Source organism: Variovorax sp. Varisp85, assembly GCF_047304045.1.
GTDB lineage: Bacteria > Pseudomonadota > Gammaproteobacteria > Burkholderiales > Burkholderiaceae_C > Variovorax.
Genome location: NZ_JBGLYN010000101.1, coordinates 1 through 18,772, shown reverse-complemented (window position 1 = coordinate 18,772; position 18,772 = coordinate 1). Strand labels below are relative to the sequence as shown.

Annotated in this window: 16 protein-coding genes; all 16 read left to right on the top strand. The window is 67.7% G+C overall.

Annotated features, from left to right (window positions below; genetic code table 11):
• Window positions 1-83: 83 nt before the first annotated feature.
• The 16 genes from ACCC97_RS27360 to ACCC97_RS27285 all read left to right on the top strand — a co-directional run bounded on the left by ACCC97_RS27360 (window position 84) and on the right by ACCC97_RS27285 (window position 18,626).
• Window positions 84-989, top strand: a complete 906-nt coding sequence (locus ACCC97_RS27360) for a UPF0280 family protein (protein WP_007831885.1) — start codon at window positions 84-86, stop codon at window positions 987-989.
• 21 nt (window positions 990-1,010) lie between these two features.
• Entirely contained in the window at window positions 1,011-1,652 is a 642-nt protein-coding gene (locus ACCC97_RS27355; RefSeq protein ID WP_007831883.1) for an amino acid synthesis family protein, read from the top strand.
• A gap of 155 nt (window positions 1,653-1,807) precedes the next feature.
• On the top strand, window positions 1,808-2,395 hold the full coding sequence (locus tag ACCC97_RS27350; protein WP_413336096.1) for an amino acid synthesis family protein: 588 nt from the start codon (window positions 1,808-1,810) through the stop codon (window positions 2,393-2,395).
• 68 nt (window positions 2,396-2,463) lie between these two features.
• Entirely contained in the window at window positions 2,464-3,669 is a 1,206-nt protein-coding gene (locus ACCC97_RS27345) for an ABC transporter substrate-binding protein (RefSeq protein ID WP_007831879.1), read from the top strand.
• Between the two features lie 27 nt (window positions 3,670-3,696).
• Window positions 3,697-5,628, top strand: coding sequence for an ABC transporter permease (locus tag ACCC97_RS27340; protein ID WP_413336094.1), 1,932 nt, complete (start codon window positions 3,697-3,699; stop codon window positions 5,626-5,628).
• Entirely contained in the window at window positions 5,625-6,431 is an 807-nt protein-coding gene (locus ACCC97_RS27335) for an ABC transporter ATP-binding protein (protein ID WP_007831877.1), read from the top strand. Before ACCC97_RS27340 ends, ACCC97_RS27335 begins: the two co-directional genes overlap by 4 nt.
• On the top strand, window positions 6,428-7,162 hold the full coding sequence (locus tag ACCC97_RS27330) for an ABC transporter ATP-binding protein (protein WP_007831876.1): 735 nt from the start codon (window positions 6,428-6,430) through the stop codon (window positions 7,160-7,162). Before ACCC97_RS27335 ends, ACCC97_RS27330 begins: the two co-directional genes overlap by 4 nt.
• Window positions 7,163-7,199: 37 nt before the next feature.
• The gene (gene pncA / locus ACCC97_RS27325; RefSeq protein WP_413314896.1) at window positions 7,200-7,925 is read left to right on the top strand and encodes a bifunctional nicotinamidase/pyrazinamidase; all 726 of its coding nucleotides are present in this window, start codon (window positions 7,200-7,202) and stop codon (window positions 7,923-7,925) included.
• A gap of 45 nt (window positions 7,926-7,970) precedes the next feature.
• Window positions 7,971-9,131 (top strand): ABC transporter substrate-binding protein, encoded by a 1,161-nt coding sequence (locus ACCC97_RS27320; protein WP_413314897.1) that lies wholly within the window; start codon window positions 7,971-7,973, stop codon window positions 9,129-9,131.
• On the top strand, window positions 9,109-9,609 hold the full coding sequence (locus tag ACCC97_RS27315) for a (2Fe-2S)-binding protein (RefSeq protein ID WP_007831865.1): 501 nt from the start codon (window positions 9,109-9,111) through the stop codon (window positions 9,607-9,609). The genes ACCC97_RS27320 and ACCC97_RS27315 overlap by 23 nt, the downstream gene beginning before the upstream one ends.
• 46 nt (window positions 9,610-9,655) lie before the next feature.
• Window positions 9,656-13,390: a molybdopterin cofactor-binding domain-containing protein gene (locus ACCC97_RS27310; RefSeq protein WP_413336091.1), complete on the top strand. Its 3,735-nt coding sequence runs from the start codon at window positions 9,656-9,658 to the stop codon at window positions 13,388-13,390.
• 87 nt (window positions 13,391-13,477) lie between these two features.
• Window positions 13,478-14,671, top strand: coding sequence for a fumarylacetoacetate hydrolase family protein (locus tag ACCC97_RS27305; protein WP_413336090.1), 1,194 nt, complete (start codon window positions 13,478-13,480; stop codon window positions 14,669-14,671).
• Window positions 14,672-14,811: 140 nt separating this feature from the next.
• Entirely contained in the window at window positions 14,812-15,909 is a 1,098-nt protein-coding gene (tssA, locus tag ACCC97_RS27300; RefSeq protein WP_413336088.1) for a type VI secretion system protein TssA, read from the top strand.
• An 84-nt stretch (window positions 15,910-15,993) separates the two neighbouring features.
• Window positions 15,994-16,563 (top strand): type VI secretion system contractile sheath small subunit, encoded by a 570-nt coding sequence (gene tssB, locus ACCC97_RS27295; RefSeq protein ID WP_007831857.1) that lies wholly within the window; start codon window positions 15,994-15,996, stop codon window positions 16,561-16,563.
• Window positions 16,564-16,587: 24 nt separating this feature from the next.
• The gene (tssC, locus tag ACCC97_RS27290; RefSeq protein ID WP_007831855.1) at window positions 16,588-18,096 is read left to right on the top strand and encodes a type VI secretion system contractile sheath large subunit; all 1,509 of its coding nucleotides are present in this window, start codon (window positions 16,588-16,590) and stop codon (window positions 18,094-18,096) included.
• A 47-nt stretch (window positions 18,097-18,143) separates the two neighbouring features.
• Entirely contained in the window at window positions 18,144-18,626 is a 483-nt protein-coding gene (locus ACCC97_RS27285; RefSeq protein ID WP_007831853.1) for an Hcp family type VI secretion system effector, read from the top strand.
• Window positions 18,627-18,772 lie beyond the last annotated feature (146 nt).

The following is an 18,772-nucleotide window of genomic DNA, read 5'->3' as shown; positions in this document are numbered from 1 at the left end:
GCAGAGCGCCCGATGGATACGCCGCGTGCCCCCACCCCGACCCTCCCCCGGGAGGGGAGGGAGAAAGACGGGAGCGCGCAGCCATGAGCGCCCAACGCAGTGCCCTCGACAGCGGCCGCTGGCACTTCAACCACGGCCCGATCGACATCGTGGCCGAGGCGCACGGCGACCCCTACGCCGTGGCGGCCGCGCACGACGCTGCGTGGGCGCGCTTCGTCCATGTGCTCGACGAGCTCGTGCGCGAGCTGCCGCTGCTGCGCCTGCCCGTGAGCGACGACATGCGTCCGCGAGGCGTGGTCGCCAGGCGCATGTGGGACGCCTGCGCCGCGTTCTCGCCGATGTTCATCACGCCCATGGCGGCAGTCGCGGGCTCGGTCGCGCAGGAGCTGATCGCGTTCTACGACCGTCCCGGCATCGAGCGCGCGTGGATCAACAACGGCGGCGACATCGCACTGCACCTCGCGCCCGGCCAGTCGGCGCGCGTGGGTGTGTTCGCCGACCTCGCGCGCTTCGACTGGCGCGACCACGGCGGCGCCCTCACCACAGACGGCCAGTTCGAACTGCACGCGGACCAGCCCGTGCGCGGCGTCGCCACCAGCGGCTGGCGCGGGCGCAGCTTTTCGCTGGGCATCGCCGACAGCGTGACGGTCCTGGCCGCCACCGCAGCGCAGGCCGACGCCGCCGCGACAGTGATCGCCAACGCCGTCGATGTCGACGACGACGCCATCGCGCGCCGCCCCGCGAACGAATGCAAGGACGACAGCGACCTCGGCGACATGCTCGTCACCGTCGACGTGCCGACGCTCGCACCGTCGCAGGTCAAAAGCGCACTCGATACGGGCGCGATCTGCGCCAAGGTCCTGCAAAAAGGGGGGCTCGCCTGGGCCGTTCTACTCGTTTGCCAGGGGCAGTTTCGACTTGTCGAGCCCTTATGCTCGAAGTCGCTGCAGACAGTGCTGCCGAAAGCAGTTGGTTCAGTATTTGCTTAACGAAAAGCAAGGTCCTTTTTCATGATCGATATACGCCGCGTCTTCACCCATGTCGAGCACATCCACCACGAGTTCGGACCGCGTGCCGACACCCCGTTGGTGCGCGGTGCCATCGGCGCGGTGCTGACCAATCCTTTCGCCGGCCGCTACGAGCCCGACATCCTTCCGATGATGGCGCTGCTCGACCCCGTGGGCGTCGACATGGCGCACAGGCTGCACGCCGCCATGGACGTGCCGCTTGAGCAGATCGCCACCTACGGCAAGGGCGCCATCGTCGGCGCCGATGGCGAGCTGGAGCACGGCGCACTGTGGCATGTGCCCGGCGGCTACGCGATGCGCGAACTGCTCGGCTGGAAGGGCAGCCGCGCGGCCTACACCGCGGGCAAGGCCGAAGAGAAAACCGGCCAGCCAGGCAATGCGCTGTCCATCGTGCCCTCGACCAAGAAGGTCGGGCCGCCCGGTGCCGCACTCGACGTGCCGCTGACCAACATCAACGCGAGCTACGTGCGCGGCCAGTTCGACGCCATCGAAGTGCGCGTGCCCGGCGCGCCTGCGGCCGACGAGATCGTCTTCATCCTCGCCATGAGCACCGGCTACCGCGTGCACGCCCGCGTCGGCGGCCTGCTTGCCAAAGACATCAGCAAATGGGACGGCCTGCGCTGAAGAAGGACTATGACCATGACCAAAACCTCGCAAACCAACCTGAGCCTCTTCGATTCAAGGACACCGCGGAACCGGCTTTGCCGGGCCGCAGGTGTTGCCCCCTGCAAGGGGGTTGGCGCAGCGACACGCAGTGCGCGCAGCCTGGGGGTGTGCCAATGACTACCGCCAACATCCGCAAGCTCGTCGTTCAGGTCGACGAAACCCGCAAGGAGATGGGCCAGGACGTCACGCCGCCCACGCGCCGCGCCGTCGCCATCGCCGTCATCGAGAACCCCTACGCGGGGCGCTACAGCGAGAACCTCGACGAACTCATCGCCATCGGCGAAGAACTCGGCGCGCTGCTGGGCCAGAAGGCCGTGAAGGCGCTCGGCATCGAGCCCGGCCAGGCGCAGAGCTACGGCAAGGCCGCCATCGTCGGCGAGCGCGGCGAGCTCGAACACGCTGCTGCCATCCTGCATCCCAAGCTCGGCGCGCCGCTGCGCGCGGCGGTCGAGAAGGGCGCGGCGCTCGTGCCTTCGGCCAAGAAGCTGGGCACGCTGGGCACTGCCATCGACGTGCCGCTCGGCCATAAGGACGCGGCCTTCGTTCGCAGCCACTTCGACGCCATCGAAGCCCGCGTGAGCGATGCGCCGCGTGCCAACGAGATCGTGGTGGCGGTCGCAGTCACCGGCAGCGGCCGTCCGCTGCCGCGCATTGGCGGCCTGCAGGTCAGCGAAATCAAGGGCGAAGACGGTCTGCGCTAACGCCGTCCCGCCCGCCCCGCATCCACTCACGCCGTTTTCTTCTCTTTCGATCCCAAGGAGTTTTCCTCATGAACCCATTGCGTCACGTCTTCAGCGCCGCGGCCCTCGCCGCGCTGACCACTGCTCTCGTTCCCGCGCATGCGCAGGGCGTGATCAAGATCGGCGAGGTCAACAGCTACAAGGCCCAGCCCGCCTTCCTCGAGCCCTACAAGAAGGGGATGGAACTGGCCGTCGAAGAAATCAACGCCAAGGGCGGCGTCAACGGCCGCAAGGTCGAACTCATCACGCGCGACGACAACGCCAACCCCGGCGACGCCGTGCGCGTGGCCGAGGAGCTGGTGGCGCGCGAGAAGATTGACGTGCTCACCGGCACCTTCCTGTCGAACACCGGCCTGGCCGTGGCCGACTTCGCCAAGCAGAAGAAGATCTTCTTCCTGGCCGGCGAACCGCTGACCGACAAGATGACCTGGCAGGGCGGCAACGAATACACCTACCGCCTGCGCCCCGGCACCTACATGCAGGCCGCGATGCTCGTGCCCGAGGCCGTCAAGCTCAAGAAGAAGCGCTGGGCGGTCGTGTACCCCAACTACGAATACGGCCAGTCGGCCGTGGCCGCGTTCAAGACGCTGCTGAAGGCCGCGCAGCCCGACGTCGAGTTCGTCGCCGAGCAGGCGCCGCCGCTCGGCAAGGTCGATGCGGGCGCGGTCGCGCAGGCGCTGGCCGATGCCAAGCCCGACGCGATCTTCAACGTGCTGTTCGGCGCCGACCTGTCGAAGTTCGTGCGCGAAGGCAACACGCGCGGCCTGTTCAAGGACCGCGCGGTCGTCAGCGTGCTGACCGGCGAGCCCGAATACCTCGACCCCCTCAAGGACGAAACGCCCAACGGCTGGATCGTGACCGGCTACCCCTGGTACGGCATCCAGACGCCCGAGCACAAGGCCTTCTTCCTCGCCTACCACGGCAAGTACAAGGACTATCCGCGCCTGGGTTCGGTGGTCGGCTACAGCATGATCAAGTCGGTCGCGGCCGGCATCGAGAAGGCCAAGAGCACCGAGACGCCGAAGCTCGTCGCCGCGTTCAAGGGCCTGCAGGTCGACACGCCGTTCGGCAAGATCAGCTACCGCGCCGAGGACCACCAGTCCACCATGGGCGCCTTCGTCGGCAAGACGAAGAACGAGAACGGCAAGGGCGTGATGGTCGACTACACGTATTTCGACGGCGCCAAGTTCCAGCCGAGCGCCGCCGACGTCAAGAAGTCCCGCGCCGCCGACTGACCTTTTCTTCCCGGAACGCTTGCACCCATGAGCCTCTCGTCCCTGCTGCTTCAGTTCCTCACCGGGCTGTCGTCGGCTTCGTCGCTGTTCCTTGTGGGGGCCGGCCTTTCGCTGATCTTCGGTGTCACGCGCATCGTCAACTTTGCGCACGGCTCCTTCTTCATGGTCGGCATCTACCTCGCCTACACGCTGGTCGAGAAGCTCGGCGGCGGCATGGCCTTCTGGCCGGCCGTGGTGCTGTCCGCCGTCGCGGTCGGCATCCTCGGTGCGCTGATCGAGATGGTGCTGCTGCGCCGCATCTACAAGTCGCCCGAGCTGTTCCAGCTGCTGGCGACCTTCGCACTCGTGCTGGTCATCAAGGACGCGGTGCTCTATGTCTGGGGCCCCGACGAACTGCTCGGTCCGCGCGCACCGGGCCTGTCGGGCTCGGTCGAGATCCTGGGCCGGCAGTTCCCCACGTATGACCTGTTCCTGATCGTCGTCGGCCCGGTCGTGCTCGGGCTCATGTGGCTGCTGCTCACGCGCACCCGCTGGGGCACGCTGGTGCGCGCCGCCACGCAGGACCGCGAGATGGTCAGCGCGCTGGGCGTGAACCAGGCCTGGCTATTCACCGCGGTGTTCGGGCTCGGCGCGATGCTCGCGGGCCTGGGCGGCGCGCTGCAGCTGCCGCGCGAGCCGGCCACGCTCGCGCTGGACCTCAACACCATCGGCGCGGCCTTCGTGGTCGTGGTGGTGGGCGGCATGGGCTCCATTCCGGGCGCCTATGCGGCGGCGCTGCTGATCTCGGAGATCAAGGCGGTCTGCATCTGGATCGGCGTGGTGGAAATCTTCGGCTACAGCGTGTCGTTCTCCAAGCTCACGCTGGTGGTCGACTTCGTCGTGATGGCCGTGGTGCTGGTGTGGCGCCCGTGGGGCCTGTTCGGCCGGCCGCAGGCGCCGAGCCGCTACGTGGGCATGGCCGAGGAGCCGCTGCGCCGCGCGAGCAAGGGCTACCTGTGGCTGGTCGCCGCGCTGGGCGTGGTGTTGATGGCGATGCCGCTGCTCACGGCCGACTCTCCCTACACCACGGTGCTGCTGATCGACCTGCTGATCGCCGCGCTGTTCGCCGCGAGCCTGCACTTCATCATGGGCCCGGCCGGCATGCACTCGTTCGGGCATGCCGCCTACTTCGGGCTCGGGGCCTACGGTGCCGCACTGCTGGTGCGCGCGAGCGGCCTGCCGATGGAAGCGGCGCTGGTCGTGGCGCCGCTGGTCGCGGCCATCGGCGCTTTCGTCTACGGCTGGTTCGCGGTGCGGCTGTCGGGTGTGTACCTCGCGATGCTCACGCTGGCCTTCGCGCAGATCACCTGGGCCATCGTCTACCAGTGGGACTCGTTCACCGGCGGCAGCAACGGCCTCACGGGCGTGTGGCCCTCGGAGTGGCTGTCGGACAAGCGCACCTACTACTGGCTCACGCTGGTGCTCGCGGCCGCAGGCATCCTGATGCTGCGCCGCGTGCTGTTCTCGCCCTTCGGCTACGCGCTGCGCGCGGGCCGCGACTCGCTGCTGCGCGCCGATGCCATCGGCATTGACGTCAAGCGCATGCAGTGGACGGCCTTCGTCATCGCCGGTGCAGCGGCTGGCCTCGCGGGTTCGCTGTATGCCTTCTCCAAGGGCAGCATCTCGCCCGAAAGCCTCAGCGTCGACAAGTCGGTCGACGGGCTGGTGATGGTGCTGCTGGGCGGCATCCAGACGCTGGCGGGGCCGGTGGTGGGCGCCGTCACCTTCAGCTGGCTGCACGACACCGTGGCGCGCAACACCGACTACTGGCGCGCGACGCTGGGCGCCATCATCCTGCTCCTCGTGCTGCTGTTCCCGCAGGGCATCGCGGGTTTCGCAAAGCAGCTGACCGACCGCGTGCTGCGCCGGGCCAAGCCCGATTCACCGACAGCGGCCGAGGTGAAGGAGGCCAAGGCATGACCACCTCCAGTGCACCCCTTCTCAAGGTCGAGAACCTCGGCAAGTCCTTCGGCGGCGTGAAGGCCGTCGATGGCATCAGCTTCGAGCTGCACGCCGGCGAACTGCTCGCGCTGATCGGCCCGAACGGCGCTGGCAAGTCCACCACCTTCAACATGGTGAACGGTCAGCTGAAGGCCGACCAGGGTTCGATCCTGTTCGACGGCCACGAGCTCGTGGGCCGCAAGCCGCGCGACATCTGGCGCCGCGGCGTGGGCCGCACCTTCCAGATTGCCGAGACTTTTGCCTCGCTCACCGTGGTCGAGAACGTGCAGATGGCGCTGCTGTCGCACGACGGCAAGCTGTTCTCGATGTGGCGCCGCGCGGCCGACCACAAGCGCGACGAAGCACTGGCGCTGCTCGACCAGGTCGGCATGAAATCGCAGGCCGACCGGCCCTGCAGCGTGCTGGCCTATGGCGACGTGAAGCGCGTCGAACTCGCCATCGCGATGGCCAACTCTCCCAAGCTGCTGCTGATGGACGAGCCCACCGCCGGCATGGCGCCCAAGGAGCGCAACTCGCTCATGGCGCTGACCAAGGACCTCGTCATCCAGCGCGGCATGGCCGTGCTGTTCACCGAGCACAGCATGGACGTGGTGTTCGCCTATGCCGACCGCATGATCGTGCTCGCGCGCGGGCGCCTCATCGCGCAGGGCAAACCGCTCGAAATCCGAGACCACCCGAAGGTGCAGGAGGTGTACTTCGGCAGCGGCAAGACATTCGAGAAGATTGCAGAGAAAGCCGCAGCCCTTGGAGTCGCAGCATGAGCACACACGAACCTCTTCTGCAGGCCAAGGCCCTGTGCGCCTGGTACGGCGCCGCGCAGATCCTCTATGACGTCGACCTCGACGTGCGCCGCGGCGAAGTGGTTGCGCTCATGGGCCGCAACGGCGCGGGCAAGTCGACCACGCTCAAGGCGCTGATCGGCATGCTCGCCAAGCGCCGAGGCGCCGTGCGTTTCCTGGGCCACGACATCTCGAAGAGCGAGCCGCACCACGCCGCGCGACTGGGCCTGGGCTTCGTGCCCGAAGACCGCCGCGTATTCACCGACCTCACGGTGATGGAGAACCTCGAGGTCGGCAAGCAGCCCGCGCGCCGCTGGGCCGACGGCACCGACGCGCCGCTGTGGACGCCCGAGCGGCTGTTCAAGCTGTTTCCCAACCTCGGCGAGATGCCCAGCCGACCGGGTGGGCGCATGAGCGGCGGCGAGCAGCAGATGCTCACGGTCGCGCGCACGCTCATGGGCAACCCCTACCTGGTGCTGCTCGACGAGCCGTCCGAAGGCGTGGCCCCGGTGATCGTCGAGCAGATGGCCAACATGATTCTCGAATTGAAGGCGCAGGGCGTGAGCATCCTGCTGTCGGAGCAGAACATGCACTTCGCCGAGCTGGTGTCCGACCGCGCCTATGTGCTCGAGAAGGGGCAGATCCGCTATCACGCGACGATGGCCGAGCTCGCGGCCAACGACGAAGTGCGCCGTGCTTATCTGAGCGTCTGAGTCTTTCGTTCTTCATCAACCCACCGGAGTCCACGCCATGCATCGCAGAACCCTCGTGAAATCCGCCGCCGCCCTCGGGATGGCCGGCGGCCTCGGCAGTTTCGGCTTCAACGCTTTCGCGGCCGGCAAGATCAAGCCGGGCGCCAAGGCTGCGTTGATCGTGGTCGACGTGCAGAACTGCTTTCTCGACGGCGGCACGCTCGCGGTCAAGGGCGGCAACGAGGTGATTCCGGTCATCAACGCACTCGCACCGGCGTTCGAGAACATCGTCGTGACGCAGGACTGGCACACGGCGGGCCATGCCTCGTTCGCAAGCACCTACAGCGGCAAGAAGCCCTTCGAGACCACCAAGCTCAGCTACGGCACGCAGGTGCTGTGGCCCGACCATTGCGTGCAGGGAACGGACGACGCAGCGCTCGGCAAGGACCTGAAGGTGCCGACCGCGCAACTCGTCATCCGCAAGGGCTTCCACAAGGACATGGACAGCTACTCGGCCTTCGAGGAGGCCGACCATAAGACGGCCACCGGCCTGGCCGGCTACCTGAAGGCGCGCGGCATCAAGACCGTGTTCGTCACCGGGCTGGCCACCGACTTCTGCGTGGCATGGACCGCGATGGACGCGCGCAAGGCCGGCTTCGAGGCCTATGTAATCGAGGACGCCACGCGCGGCATCGACCTCAACGGCTCGCTCGCCGCGGCCTGGAAACAGATGGCGGCCAAGGGCGTCAAGCGCATCCAGTCCGCCGATGTACAGGCCACCTGAACGAACGAATCGTTCCCCGACGACGACAACCTGAGAAAAAGACGCATGAAGCTTTCGATATCAAGGCGCGCCATGGTGGCGGGCGGCGCAATGCTGGCGCTCGGCCCCGGATTTCTTCGATCGGCACGCGCTGAAAACGGCGTGTCCGACACCACCATCCGCATCGGCCAGTCGGCCGTGCTCAGCGGGCCGGCGAAAGACTTCGGCATCGACTACCGCGCGGGCATCAAGCTGTACTTCGACCGCGTCAACAAGTCGGGTGGCGTCAATGGCCGCAAGATCGAACTCGTCACTTACGACGATGCCTACGACCCGGCGAAGACGGCCGCCAACACCGCGAAGCTGATCGATGAGGACAAGGTCTTCGCGCTCACCGGCTACGTGGCCACCGGCAACCTCGCGGCCGCGATGCCGCTCGCTGAGAAGGCCGGCGTGCCGATGTTCGCGCCGCTGGTGGGCACCAGCTCGTTCCGCGCCAAGGTCAACCGCTACCTGTTCCACGTGCGCGCGGGCTACGACCTGGAGCTGCGCAAGATCATCAGCCACCTCTCGACCATCGGCATTTCGTCGATCGCCGTGGTGTACCAGGACAGCCCCTTCGGCAAGTCGAACCTCGCCACCTGCGAGGAACTGGCGGCCGACTACAAGGTGCAGGTCGTGAAAACGCTGCCGCTCGCGATCACGGCGGAAGACGCGAAGCAGGTCGCCACCAGCCTCGCCGAAGCCAAGCCCGGCGCGGTCGTGATGATCATGGCCGGCCGCATGGTCGAGGTGTTCATGCGCGACTACCGCGCGAACGGCGTGGGCTCGCCGCTGTACACGCTGTCGGTCGGCATCACCGACGCGGCCGGCTCGGCCAAGCGGCTCGACGGCAAGCTCGCGGGGCTGGTCACGGCCAGCATCGTGCCGCCGCCGACGGCGCAGCGCGTGCCCATCGTGGCCGACTACCAGCGCGACCGCGCCGAGTTCGGCGAGAAGATCGACAGCTACACCGCGCTGGAGGGCTACATCGTCGCGCGCGTGATGGCCGAGGGCCTGCGCCGGGCGGGCAAGACGCTCACGCGCGACAGCTTCATCGCCGGGCTGGAGAGCATCGGCAGCACGCGCTTCGGCGACTTTCCCATCGAGTACAGCGCGAAGAACCACAACGGCTCGACCTTCGTGGACCTGGAGATGTACACCCGTGACGGACAGTTGCGGCGCTGAGCCGCTGCACCTGCTGGTCAACGGCCGGGCGCAATCGATCGAGGGCGTGCCGCGCGAGGCGACGCTGCTGCACCTGCTGCGCAACGACCTGGGGCTGAACGGCCCCAAGTACGGCTGCGGACTGGGGCAGTGCGGCGCGTGCACGGTGCACGTCGACGGCGTGGCGGCGCGCTCGTGCGTGATTCCCGCGCACGGCGTGGCGGGGCGTGCGATCACCACGCTCGAAGGGCTGGGCGCGCGCGGCGATTGGCATCCGGTGCAGGCCGCGTTCGAAGATGCGCAGGCCGCGCAGTGCGGCTACTGCCTCAACGGCATGGTGATGCAGGCGGCCGCCTTGCTCGCGCGCGATCCGGATGCGAGCGAGGCGCGCATCCGCAGCGAGCTGTCGGGCAATTTGTGCCGTTGCGGCACGCACATCGAAATACTCGATGCGGTGCAGCGCGCGGCTTTCCGCATGCGCGCGAAGGTGGCTCCATGAGCCGGTGGCCTTTTTCCCTCTCCCGGTGGGAGAGGGGGCAACAGCCATGACACGCCGCGCCGATCTGCCGCGCACGCGCGCCGAATTCCTCGCTTCCGACGGCGTTCTGCTGGTGGTGCGCGAGACCCCGCCCGCGCCGCCGACCGCCAATGGCCAGCCAGCCTTCATCGCCGGCAACCCCATCGAGGGCGACGAGATCCTGCTCGCCGTGTGGGACGACGGCAGCGCCTGCGCGCTCAACGGTCACGTCGACCTTGGCACTGGCATCCAGACCGCGCTCGGACAGATCGTGGCCGAGGAGCTCGACCTCGGCATGCCCTGCGTGCGCGTGATGCTCGGCGACACCGCGCGCGCGCCCAACCAGGGCGCGACCATCGCGAGCGCGTCGATCCAGATCCATGCGCAGCCGCTGCGCCTGGCCGCCGCGCAGGCGCGCGCGTGGCTGGTCGCACGCGCGGCCGAGCGGCTCGGCATGGACGTCGATGCGCTGCAGGTGCGCAACGGCGTGGTGCGCGTTACCGAGGCGCCGGATCGCCACGTCGGCTACGCCGAGCTCGTGGCCGGCCAGCGCACCGTGCTGCGGCTCGATTCCCAGGCGCAGCCCAAGGACCCGGCGGACTACCGCGTCGTCGGCACGCGCCAGGCGCGCGTCGACATTCCGGCCAAGCTCGCGGGCGACCTCGTGTTCGTGCACGACATGCGCGTGCCCGGCATGCTGCATGGCCGCGTGGTGCGCCCGCCGTATGCGGGCGCGGACCATGGCGAGTTCATCGGCAACACGCTCGAGTCGGTGGACGAATCGTCCATCGCGCACATTCCCGGCATCCGCGCGGTGGTCGTCATCCGCGATTTCATCGGCATCGTGGCCGAGCGCGAGGAGCACGCCGAGCAGGCGCTGCGCGAACTGCGCGTCGCGTGGAAACCGTGGCCCGGCATGCCCGACCTCGGCGACCTTGCACGGGCGCTGCGCGACAACCCCTCGACGCAGCGCCTGCTGGTCGATGAAGGCGATGTGGATGGCGCCATCGCCGCGGCCGCGCAGCCGATGCACCGCACGTATGTGTGGCCGTACCAGATGCACGCGTCCATCGGGCCCTCGTGCGCGCTGGCCGAGTGGCAGCCGACCGATGGCGGCGGCATCGTCCTTCGCTGCTGGGCCGGCTCGCAGAACCCGCATGTGCTGCGCGCCGATCTGGCGAAGCTCATGGGCGTGGAAGACGTGCAGGTCGACGTCATCCGCATGGAAGCGGCAGGCTGCTACGGCCGAAACGGCGCCGACGACGTGGCCGCCGATGCCGCCTTGCTCGCGCGCGCCGTCGGCGCGCCGGTGCGCGTGCAGCTCACGCGCGAGCAGGAGCACGCCTGGGAGCCCAAGGGCGCCGCGCAGCTCATGGAGATCGACGGCGGCCTGATGGCCGATGGCCGCGTGGCCGCCTACGACTTCGAAACCTCGTACCCGTCCAACGGCGCGCCTACGCTCGCGCTGCTGCTCACGCGCACCATCGAGCCGGTGGCGCAGGCCTACGAGATGGGCGACCGCACTGCGCGCCCGCCTTACAGCTACGACAACCTGCGCGTGAAGGTCAACGACATGGCGCCGATCGTGCGCGCCTCGTGGCTGCGCGGCGTGTCGGCGCTGCCGAGTTCGTTCGCGCACGAGTCGTACATCGACGAGCTCGCCACGGCGGCGGGTGTCGATCCGGTGCAATTCCGGCTGCTGCACCTGGACGATCCGCGCGCGTTCGAGCTCGTGCAGGCGACCGCGCAGAAGGCCGGCTGGCGCATGCGCACCGGACCGCAGGAAAACGCCGACGGCGGGCTCGGGGAGGGCGGCGACATCCTCTTCGGGCAGGGCTTCGCGTATGCGCGCTACATCCACAGCAAGTGGCCGGGCTTCGGCGCAGCGTGGGCCGCGTGGGTGGCCGATGTGGAGGTCAACCGCAAGACCGGCGAGGTGCACGTGCGCCGCGTCGTGGTGGGGCACGACGCGGGCTTGCTGGTCAACCCAGCGGGTGTCGAACACCAAGTGCACGGCAACGTGATCCAGACCACGAGCCGGGCGCTGAAGGAGCAAGTGCAGTTCGCGCCGCAGGGTGGGTCTGGCGGCGCACAACTGCCTGGGGTGTTGCCTTCCGGTGTGGTCGCGAGCCGTGAGTGGGGCAGCTACCCGATCATCAATTTCCGCGAAGTGCCGGTGATCGAGGTGATGCACATGCCCCGGCCCGGCGAGCCTTCGCTGGGCGCGGGCGAATCGTCGTCGGTGCCGGGGACGGCGGCGATCGCGAATGCGATCTTCGATGCGACGGGGGTGCGGTTCAGATCGCCGCCGTTCACGCCGGAGACGGTGTTGGCGGAGTTGAATCGGGAATTTCTCCCACCCCCTTTGGGGGAGGGCGGGGGCGAGCGGCGTACGAATGGTGACGCTGCCGTGCCCCCATCACAACCTTCCCCCAGAGGGGGAAGGAGCAATGCGGGAGCCATCTGGCCCAAGAGGAAGGGCCTGTGGGCCACTGGTGCCGCACTCTTCATCGGCGGCCTCGGCATCATCGCCGGCCTGCTCGGCTGGCGCTCCGCCATCGCGCCCGTATCGCTCACCGCACCCGTCTACAGCCAGTCCACCATCGACCGCGGCCGCGTGCTCGCCGCCGCCGGCGACTGCGCCGTGTGCCACACCGCGCCCGGCGGCACACCGAACGCAGGCGGCCGCGCGATGGAGACGCCCTTCGGCACGCTCTACACCACCAACCTCACGCCCGATGCGGACACGGGCCTCGGCCGCTGGTCTTTCAGCGCCTTCCAGCGCGCGATGCGCGAAGGCGTCTCGCGCGACGGCCACTACCTGTACCCCGCGTTCCCCTACACCGCGTTTGCGAAGACCAGCGACGACGACCTGCAGGCGCTCTATGCGTACTTCATGTCGATGCCTGCGGTGCGTGCGGAAACGCCGAAGTCCGAACTCAGGTTCCCGTTCAGCATGCGCCCGTTGATGGCCGGCTGGAACGCGCTCTTCCACGACCCCACGCCGGTGCGGCCCGTGGCCATGCAAAGCGCCGAGTGGAACCGCGGCGCGTACCTCGTCAACGGCCTGGGTCATTGCGGCGCATGCCACACGCCGCGCAACGCGCTCGGCGCGGAGCAGGGCGGCAGCGCGTTCCTCTCGGGCGCGATGGTCGACGGCTGGGAGGCGCCCGCACTCACGCAGTTGTCGAAGGCCGCCGTGCCGTGGGACACCGACGCGCTGTACCGCTACCTGCGTAACGGTCATTCGCCGCGCCACGGCATCGCGGGCGGGCCGATGGCCGAGGTGGTGCGCGAACTCGCGCAGGTGCCCGACGATGATGTGCGCGCGATGGCCGTGTACCTCGGCTCGCTCAATCCCGCACCGGTGGCGGAGCCGCAAGCGCTTGCGCAACAGGCCATCGACAACGCGGCGCGCACCCAGGGCCAGCTTCTCGGCCCCGCGCAGCGCATGTTCGACAGCGCCTGTGCCTCATGCCACCACGACGGCGACGGCCCCACGCTGCTCGGCGTGAACACGCCGCTGGCCCTCAACAGCAGCCTCACGAGCGCGCGGCCCGACAACCTGCTGCGCACCATCCTCGACGGCGTGCGCGAGCCCGCAAGCCGCGACATCGGCTTCATGCCTGCGTTCCGGGAGGCGCTCGACGACCGGCAGATCGCCGAACTCGCCGGCTACATGCGCGCGCGCTTCGCACCGCAGGAGCCCGCGTGGGCCAACCTGCCCGCCGAAGTGGCGCGCGTGCGAGCCGCGCGGCACTGACACAAAAGGAGCGGCCGGCCGCGTCGCCTCCCCGCTGCGCCGCTACGATGCAACGTAGCGCACACAACCTCACGGAGACACCACGCCATGCCGCTCGATCTTTCAACTTCTTCCAGCCTGCCCCGCGACGCCGAACGCGCCACCCTCGTCGGCCGCCTCTGGCAACCCGGCGTGGGCCCCGTGCTGGTGGCCGTGCACGAAGGCGGCCTGTACGACCTGTCGAGGCTCGCGCCGACCATGAGCGACCTGCTCGAAGGCAAGGAGGCGCCCGCCGAAGCCGTTCGCCGTGCATTGCGCAGCGCACCGCGCATCGCCTCGCTCGACGAGGCCATCGCCAACAGCGACGAGAGCGCACGCGACGCCGGCAAGCCCTGGCTGCTCGCGCCCTGCGACCTGCAGGCCATCAAGGCCAGCGGCGTCACCTTCGTCGCGAGCCTGCTCGAACGCGTGATCGAGGAGCAGGCGCGCGGCGACGCCTCGAAGGCCGAGGCCACGCGCGCGGCCATCGGCGGCGTGCTCGGCGACAACCTCGCCGACATCGTGCCGGGATCGCCCGAGGCCATGAAGGTCAAGGACGTGCTGATCGCGCAAGGCGTGTGGTCGCAGTACCTCGAAGTCGGCATCGGCCCCGACGCCGAGATCTTCACCAAGGCCCCGGTGCTCGCCGCCGTGGGCACGGGTGCCGATGTCGGCATTCATTCGGGTTCAGTGTGGAACAACCCCGAGCCGGAGGTCGTGCTCGCCGTCAACAGCCGCGGCGAGACACTCGGCGCCGCGCTCGGCAACGACGTCAACCTGCGTGACTTCGAAGGCCGCAGCGCGCTGCTGCTCGGCAAGGCCAAGGACAACAACGCCTCGTGTGCGATCGGCCCCTTCATCCGCTTGTTCGATGCGCACTTCGGCATCGAGGACGTGCGCCGCATCACCGTCGTGCTGGAAGTCACCGGCCCCGAGGGTTTCACGCTCGAGGGTTCGAGTTCGCTGTCGAAGATCAGCCGCGATCCGCTCGATCTCGTGGCGCAGACCGTGGGCAAGCACCACGCCTACCCTGATGGCTTCATGTTGTTTCTGGGCACGATGTTCGCGCCGGCACAGGACCGTCACGGGCCTGGGCAAGGATTCACCCATGTCGTGGGTGACCGCGTGCGCATTGCCGCGCCCGAACTCGGCGCCCTCGTCAATCGCGTGGTGCACGCCGATCAGGCGCCGATGTGGACTTTTGGCATCAGCGCGTTGATGCGCAACTTGGGTGAACGCGGACTGCTGAGTGTGAACATGTAGACGTTCTGTTTGAATTTTAAAAGGAGTTGTACTCCTTTGTGATTCATATGGTTCGCGTTGCAGTCTGTTGCTGTTGACCGCGCCTCTTGTTCCCCTCAAGATCGCTGCTGTTGAGAAACGGTTGAACAAGGGAGAAGAGGTTGTCGACGAGCGAGATCGATCTATTGCAGTTGCCTGTGGAAGGCCCGCTTTCATGCGGGGAAGACCTGGAATACGACCCCGATTTCATGGCGTTGCACCAAGCAACAACAGGTAAGCGCGAGCAGCAATTCGGCTCGACGATCATCCCCGCGGAGCCGCCCGACTGGGCACGCGTGGAGCGCATCGCGAAGCAGCTGTGCACACGCACGCGGGACCTGCGCGTGCTGGTGCCCCTCACGCTGGCCTGGACCGAAAACCGTGGATTGCCGGGCTACGTCGATGGGCTGCAACTCGTCGATGCCGTGCTGCAGAAATTCTGGAACGACGTGCATCCGCGCGTCGTCGATGGCGACTTCGAAGATCCGCTGCCGCGCATGAATGCACTGGCCGCGCTGGCCGAAGCCGAGGGACTCGGGCGCAGCGTGCGCGATGCCCGGCTGCTCGAGGACGGCGGCGCATCGATGAGCCTGCGACAGGTCGAAGCCTTGCTTGATTCGAGCAAGACCGACCATCAGATCGATTACCCGGGCGGCATTGGCCGGCTGCGGGACGCGGCGCGGCGCGCGCACGAGAAAGCGGCGCCTCCGGTAGTGGCGTTGCGCGCGGCGCTCGACCTGCTGCGGCGCATTCGCGAGACCTGCGAGCGCGCGCTCGGCCAGAGCTGGGCGCCGGACTTTTCGCGGCTCGAGCGCTCGCTGCGCACCGTGGTCCAGCTGTTGCCCGAACAGGCGCAGGACGCGGCAGCCGTGGCCGGCGAAGCGCGCGACGGCGCCGATGCGCAAGGGGCGGGTGCTGCGGTGCCGATGGCGAACGGGGCCGCCGCGGCCACCGCCAATGGCGGCACCGGCCCGCGCACGGTACTGGTTAAAGATATTGAAATATCGACTCGTGATGATGTGCAGGTGGTGTTGGAGAAGGCCTGCCAGTACCTGGAGCGCATGGAGCCCAGTCATCCGGCGCCCATGCTGATACGAAGAGCGCAGCGGCTGATGGACCTGAACTTCTTCCAGATCATCGAAGAGCTCGTGCCCGAGGGATTGCAAAAGATAGAGAGCCTTGCAGGACGTCCGCTGAACGCTGGGGGCAGCACGGAATAGCAAGGCGAAAGCCATCGGGAGCTCCGCCGGCCGGCAGGCCACCGGGATCGCACCCACACGCATTACAGATTCAAGAGGAAGCTTATGGCAGACAACCGTGTCAGAAACAGTGGTCAGAAGTTCATCGCGCGCAACCGCGCGCCGCGTGTGCAGATCGAATACGACGTCGAGATCTACGGCAGCGAACGCAAGATCCAGCTGCCCTTCGTGATGGGCGTCATCGCCGATCTCGCGGGCAAGCAGATCGACCCGATGCCCGACCTCGGCGAGCGCGAGTTCATGGCGGTGGACATCGACAACTTCGACGAACGCATGAAGTCCATCAAGCCGCGCGTTGCCTTCCAGGTGCCCAACACGCTCACCGGCGACGGCCAGATGAACGTCGACATCACCTTCGACAGCATGGACGACTTCTCGCCCGCGCGCATCGCCCGCCAGGTCGGTGCGCTGCAGCAGCTGCTCGAAGCGCGCACCGAGCTGTCGAACCTGCTCTCGTACATGGACGGCAAGAACGGCGCGGAGCAGCTGATCGCCCAGGCGCTGCAGAACCCCGGGCTCCTCAAGTCGCTGGCATCGGCGCCGAACCCGGCCGTGGCGAAGGCGGTCGAAGCCGCGAACGAAAAGGCCGGCGCCCCCGGCACATCTTCAGAGTAAGCGCGAGCAGCAAGGACCGCCATCATGAGCACCGCATCCAACCAGAGCGCCGCGCGCGCACCCGCCACCGTCGAAGCGCTCGAGCCGAACGAGTTCGCCGACCTGCTGCAGCGTGAGTTCAAGCCCAAGACCGACCAGGCCCGCGAGGCGGTGGAGAACGCCGTCAAGACGCTGGCCGTGCAGGCGCTGGAAAGCACCGTCACCGTCTCCAACGATGCCTACCGCACGGTGCAGGCCATCATCACCGAAATCGATCGCAAGCTCTCCGAGCAGATCAACCAGATCCTGCACCACGAGGAGTTCCAGCAGCTCGAAGGCGCATGGCGCGGGCTGCACTACCTCGTGAACAACACCGAGACCGACGAGCAGCTCAAGATCCGCGTGATGTGCGCGTCCAAGCGCGAAGTGGCGCGCTCGCTCAAGCGCCACAAGGGTATCGGCTGGGACCAGAGCCCGCTGTTCAAGAAGATCTACGAGGCCGAGTACGGCCAGTTCGGCGGCGAGCCCTTCGGCGCGCTGATCGGCGACTTCCACTTCGACCACAGCCCGCCCGACGTCGAGATGCTCAGCGAAATGGCCAAGATCGCGGCCGCCGCGCATTGCCCGTTCATCGCGGGCGCCTCGCCCACGGTGATGCAGATGGACTCGTGGCAGGAGCTGTCGAACCCGCGCGACCTGACCAAGATCTTCCAGAACACCGAGCACACCGCATGGCGCTCGCTGCGCGACTCGGAAGACGCGCGCTACATCGGCCTGGCCATGCCGCGCTTCCTGGCGCGCCTGCCGTACGGCGCGCGCACCAACCCGGTCGACGAGTTCGAGTTCGAGGAAGAGACCGACTCGGCCGCGCATAACCGCTACACCTGGGCCAACTCGGCGTATGCGATGGGCGTGAACATCAACCGCTCGTTCAAGCAGTACGGCTGGTGCACGTCCATTCGCGGCGTGGAGTCGGGTGGCGCGGTGGAGAACCTGCCCACCCACACCTTCCCGACCGATGACGGCGGCGTGGACATGAAGTGCCCGACCGAGATCGCCATCAGCGACCGGCGCGAGGCCGAGCTCGCCAAGAACGGCTTCATGCCGCTGGTGCACCGCAAGAACTCCGACTTCGCAGCCTTCATCGGCGCGCAGTCGCTGCAGCTGCCGGCCGAGTACTACGACGCCGATGCCACGGCCAACGCGAACCTCGCGGCGCGCCTGCCCTACCTGTTCGCCTGCTGCCGCTTCGCGCACTACCTGAAGTGCATCGTGCGCGACAAGATCGGTTCGTTCCGCGAGCGCGAGGACATGGAGCGCTGGCTCAACGACTGGATCATGAACTACGTCGACGGCAGCCCCGGCACCTCGTCGCAGGACACGAAGGCAATGAAGCCGCTGGCGGCGGCGGAAGTCCAGGTGGAAGCCATCGAGGACAACCCGGGCTACTACGCCGCCAAGTTTTTTCTCCGGCCGCACTATCAGCTCGAAGGGCTGACGGTGTCGTTGCGGCTGGTTTCGAAGCTGCCATCCAACAAGAAGGACAGCAGCTAATTCAACGGTGTCCCGTAATCGGGCACATATAACTTTGGGGGTTAATCATGGCAGTAGACATGTTCATGCGCGTCGAAGGCGCAAACGGCGAATCGAAGGACTCGAACCACAAGGAGTGGACGGACATCAAGTCGTTTGCCTGGGGAGCGACGCAGCCTGGAAACATGGTCAGCGGCGGTGGCGGTGGCGTTGGCAAGGCCAGCTTCAATGACCTGCAGGTGCTCGCGCGCATCGACAAGGCGGCACCCTCCGTCCTGAAGAACTGCGCCAGCGGCAAGCACCTGAGCAAGGTCGAGGTTTCGGTGTGCAAGGCGGGGGGCTCGCAGATCGAATACACACGCGTCACGCTCGAGGAAGTGCTGGTCACCTCGGTGCAGTACACGGCAGAGCAAGGCTCCGACGCCGTGTTCGTGCAGTACGCCTTCCAGGCCGCGAAGGTGAAGCAGCAGTACTGGGAACAGACCGACAAGGGCGGCAAGGGCGCCGAGACGGTCCTGGGCTGGAACATCAAGGAAAACAGGGAATCCTGATTTCCCTTTTCCCGATGCGCGGGCCGGCCCGGGGGGCGGGCGGGGGGGGGGGGGGGCGGGGCGGGCGCTGGCGCGCGGGCGACAGGTACAGGCCGTGCCCGCCCTTCGTGGGGTCGGCGGCCGGGCGGTGCAGCCCGGCGTAGAAC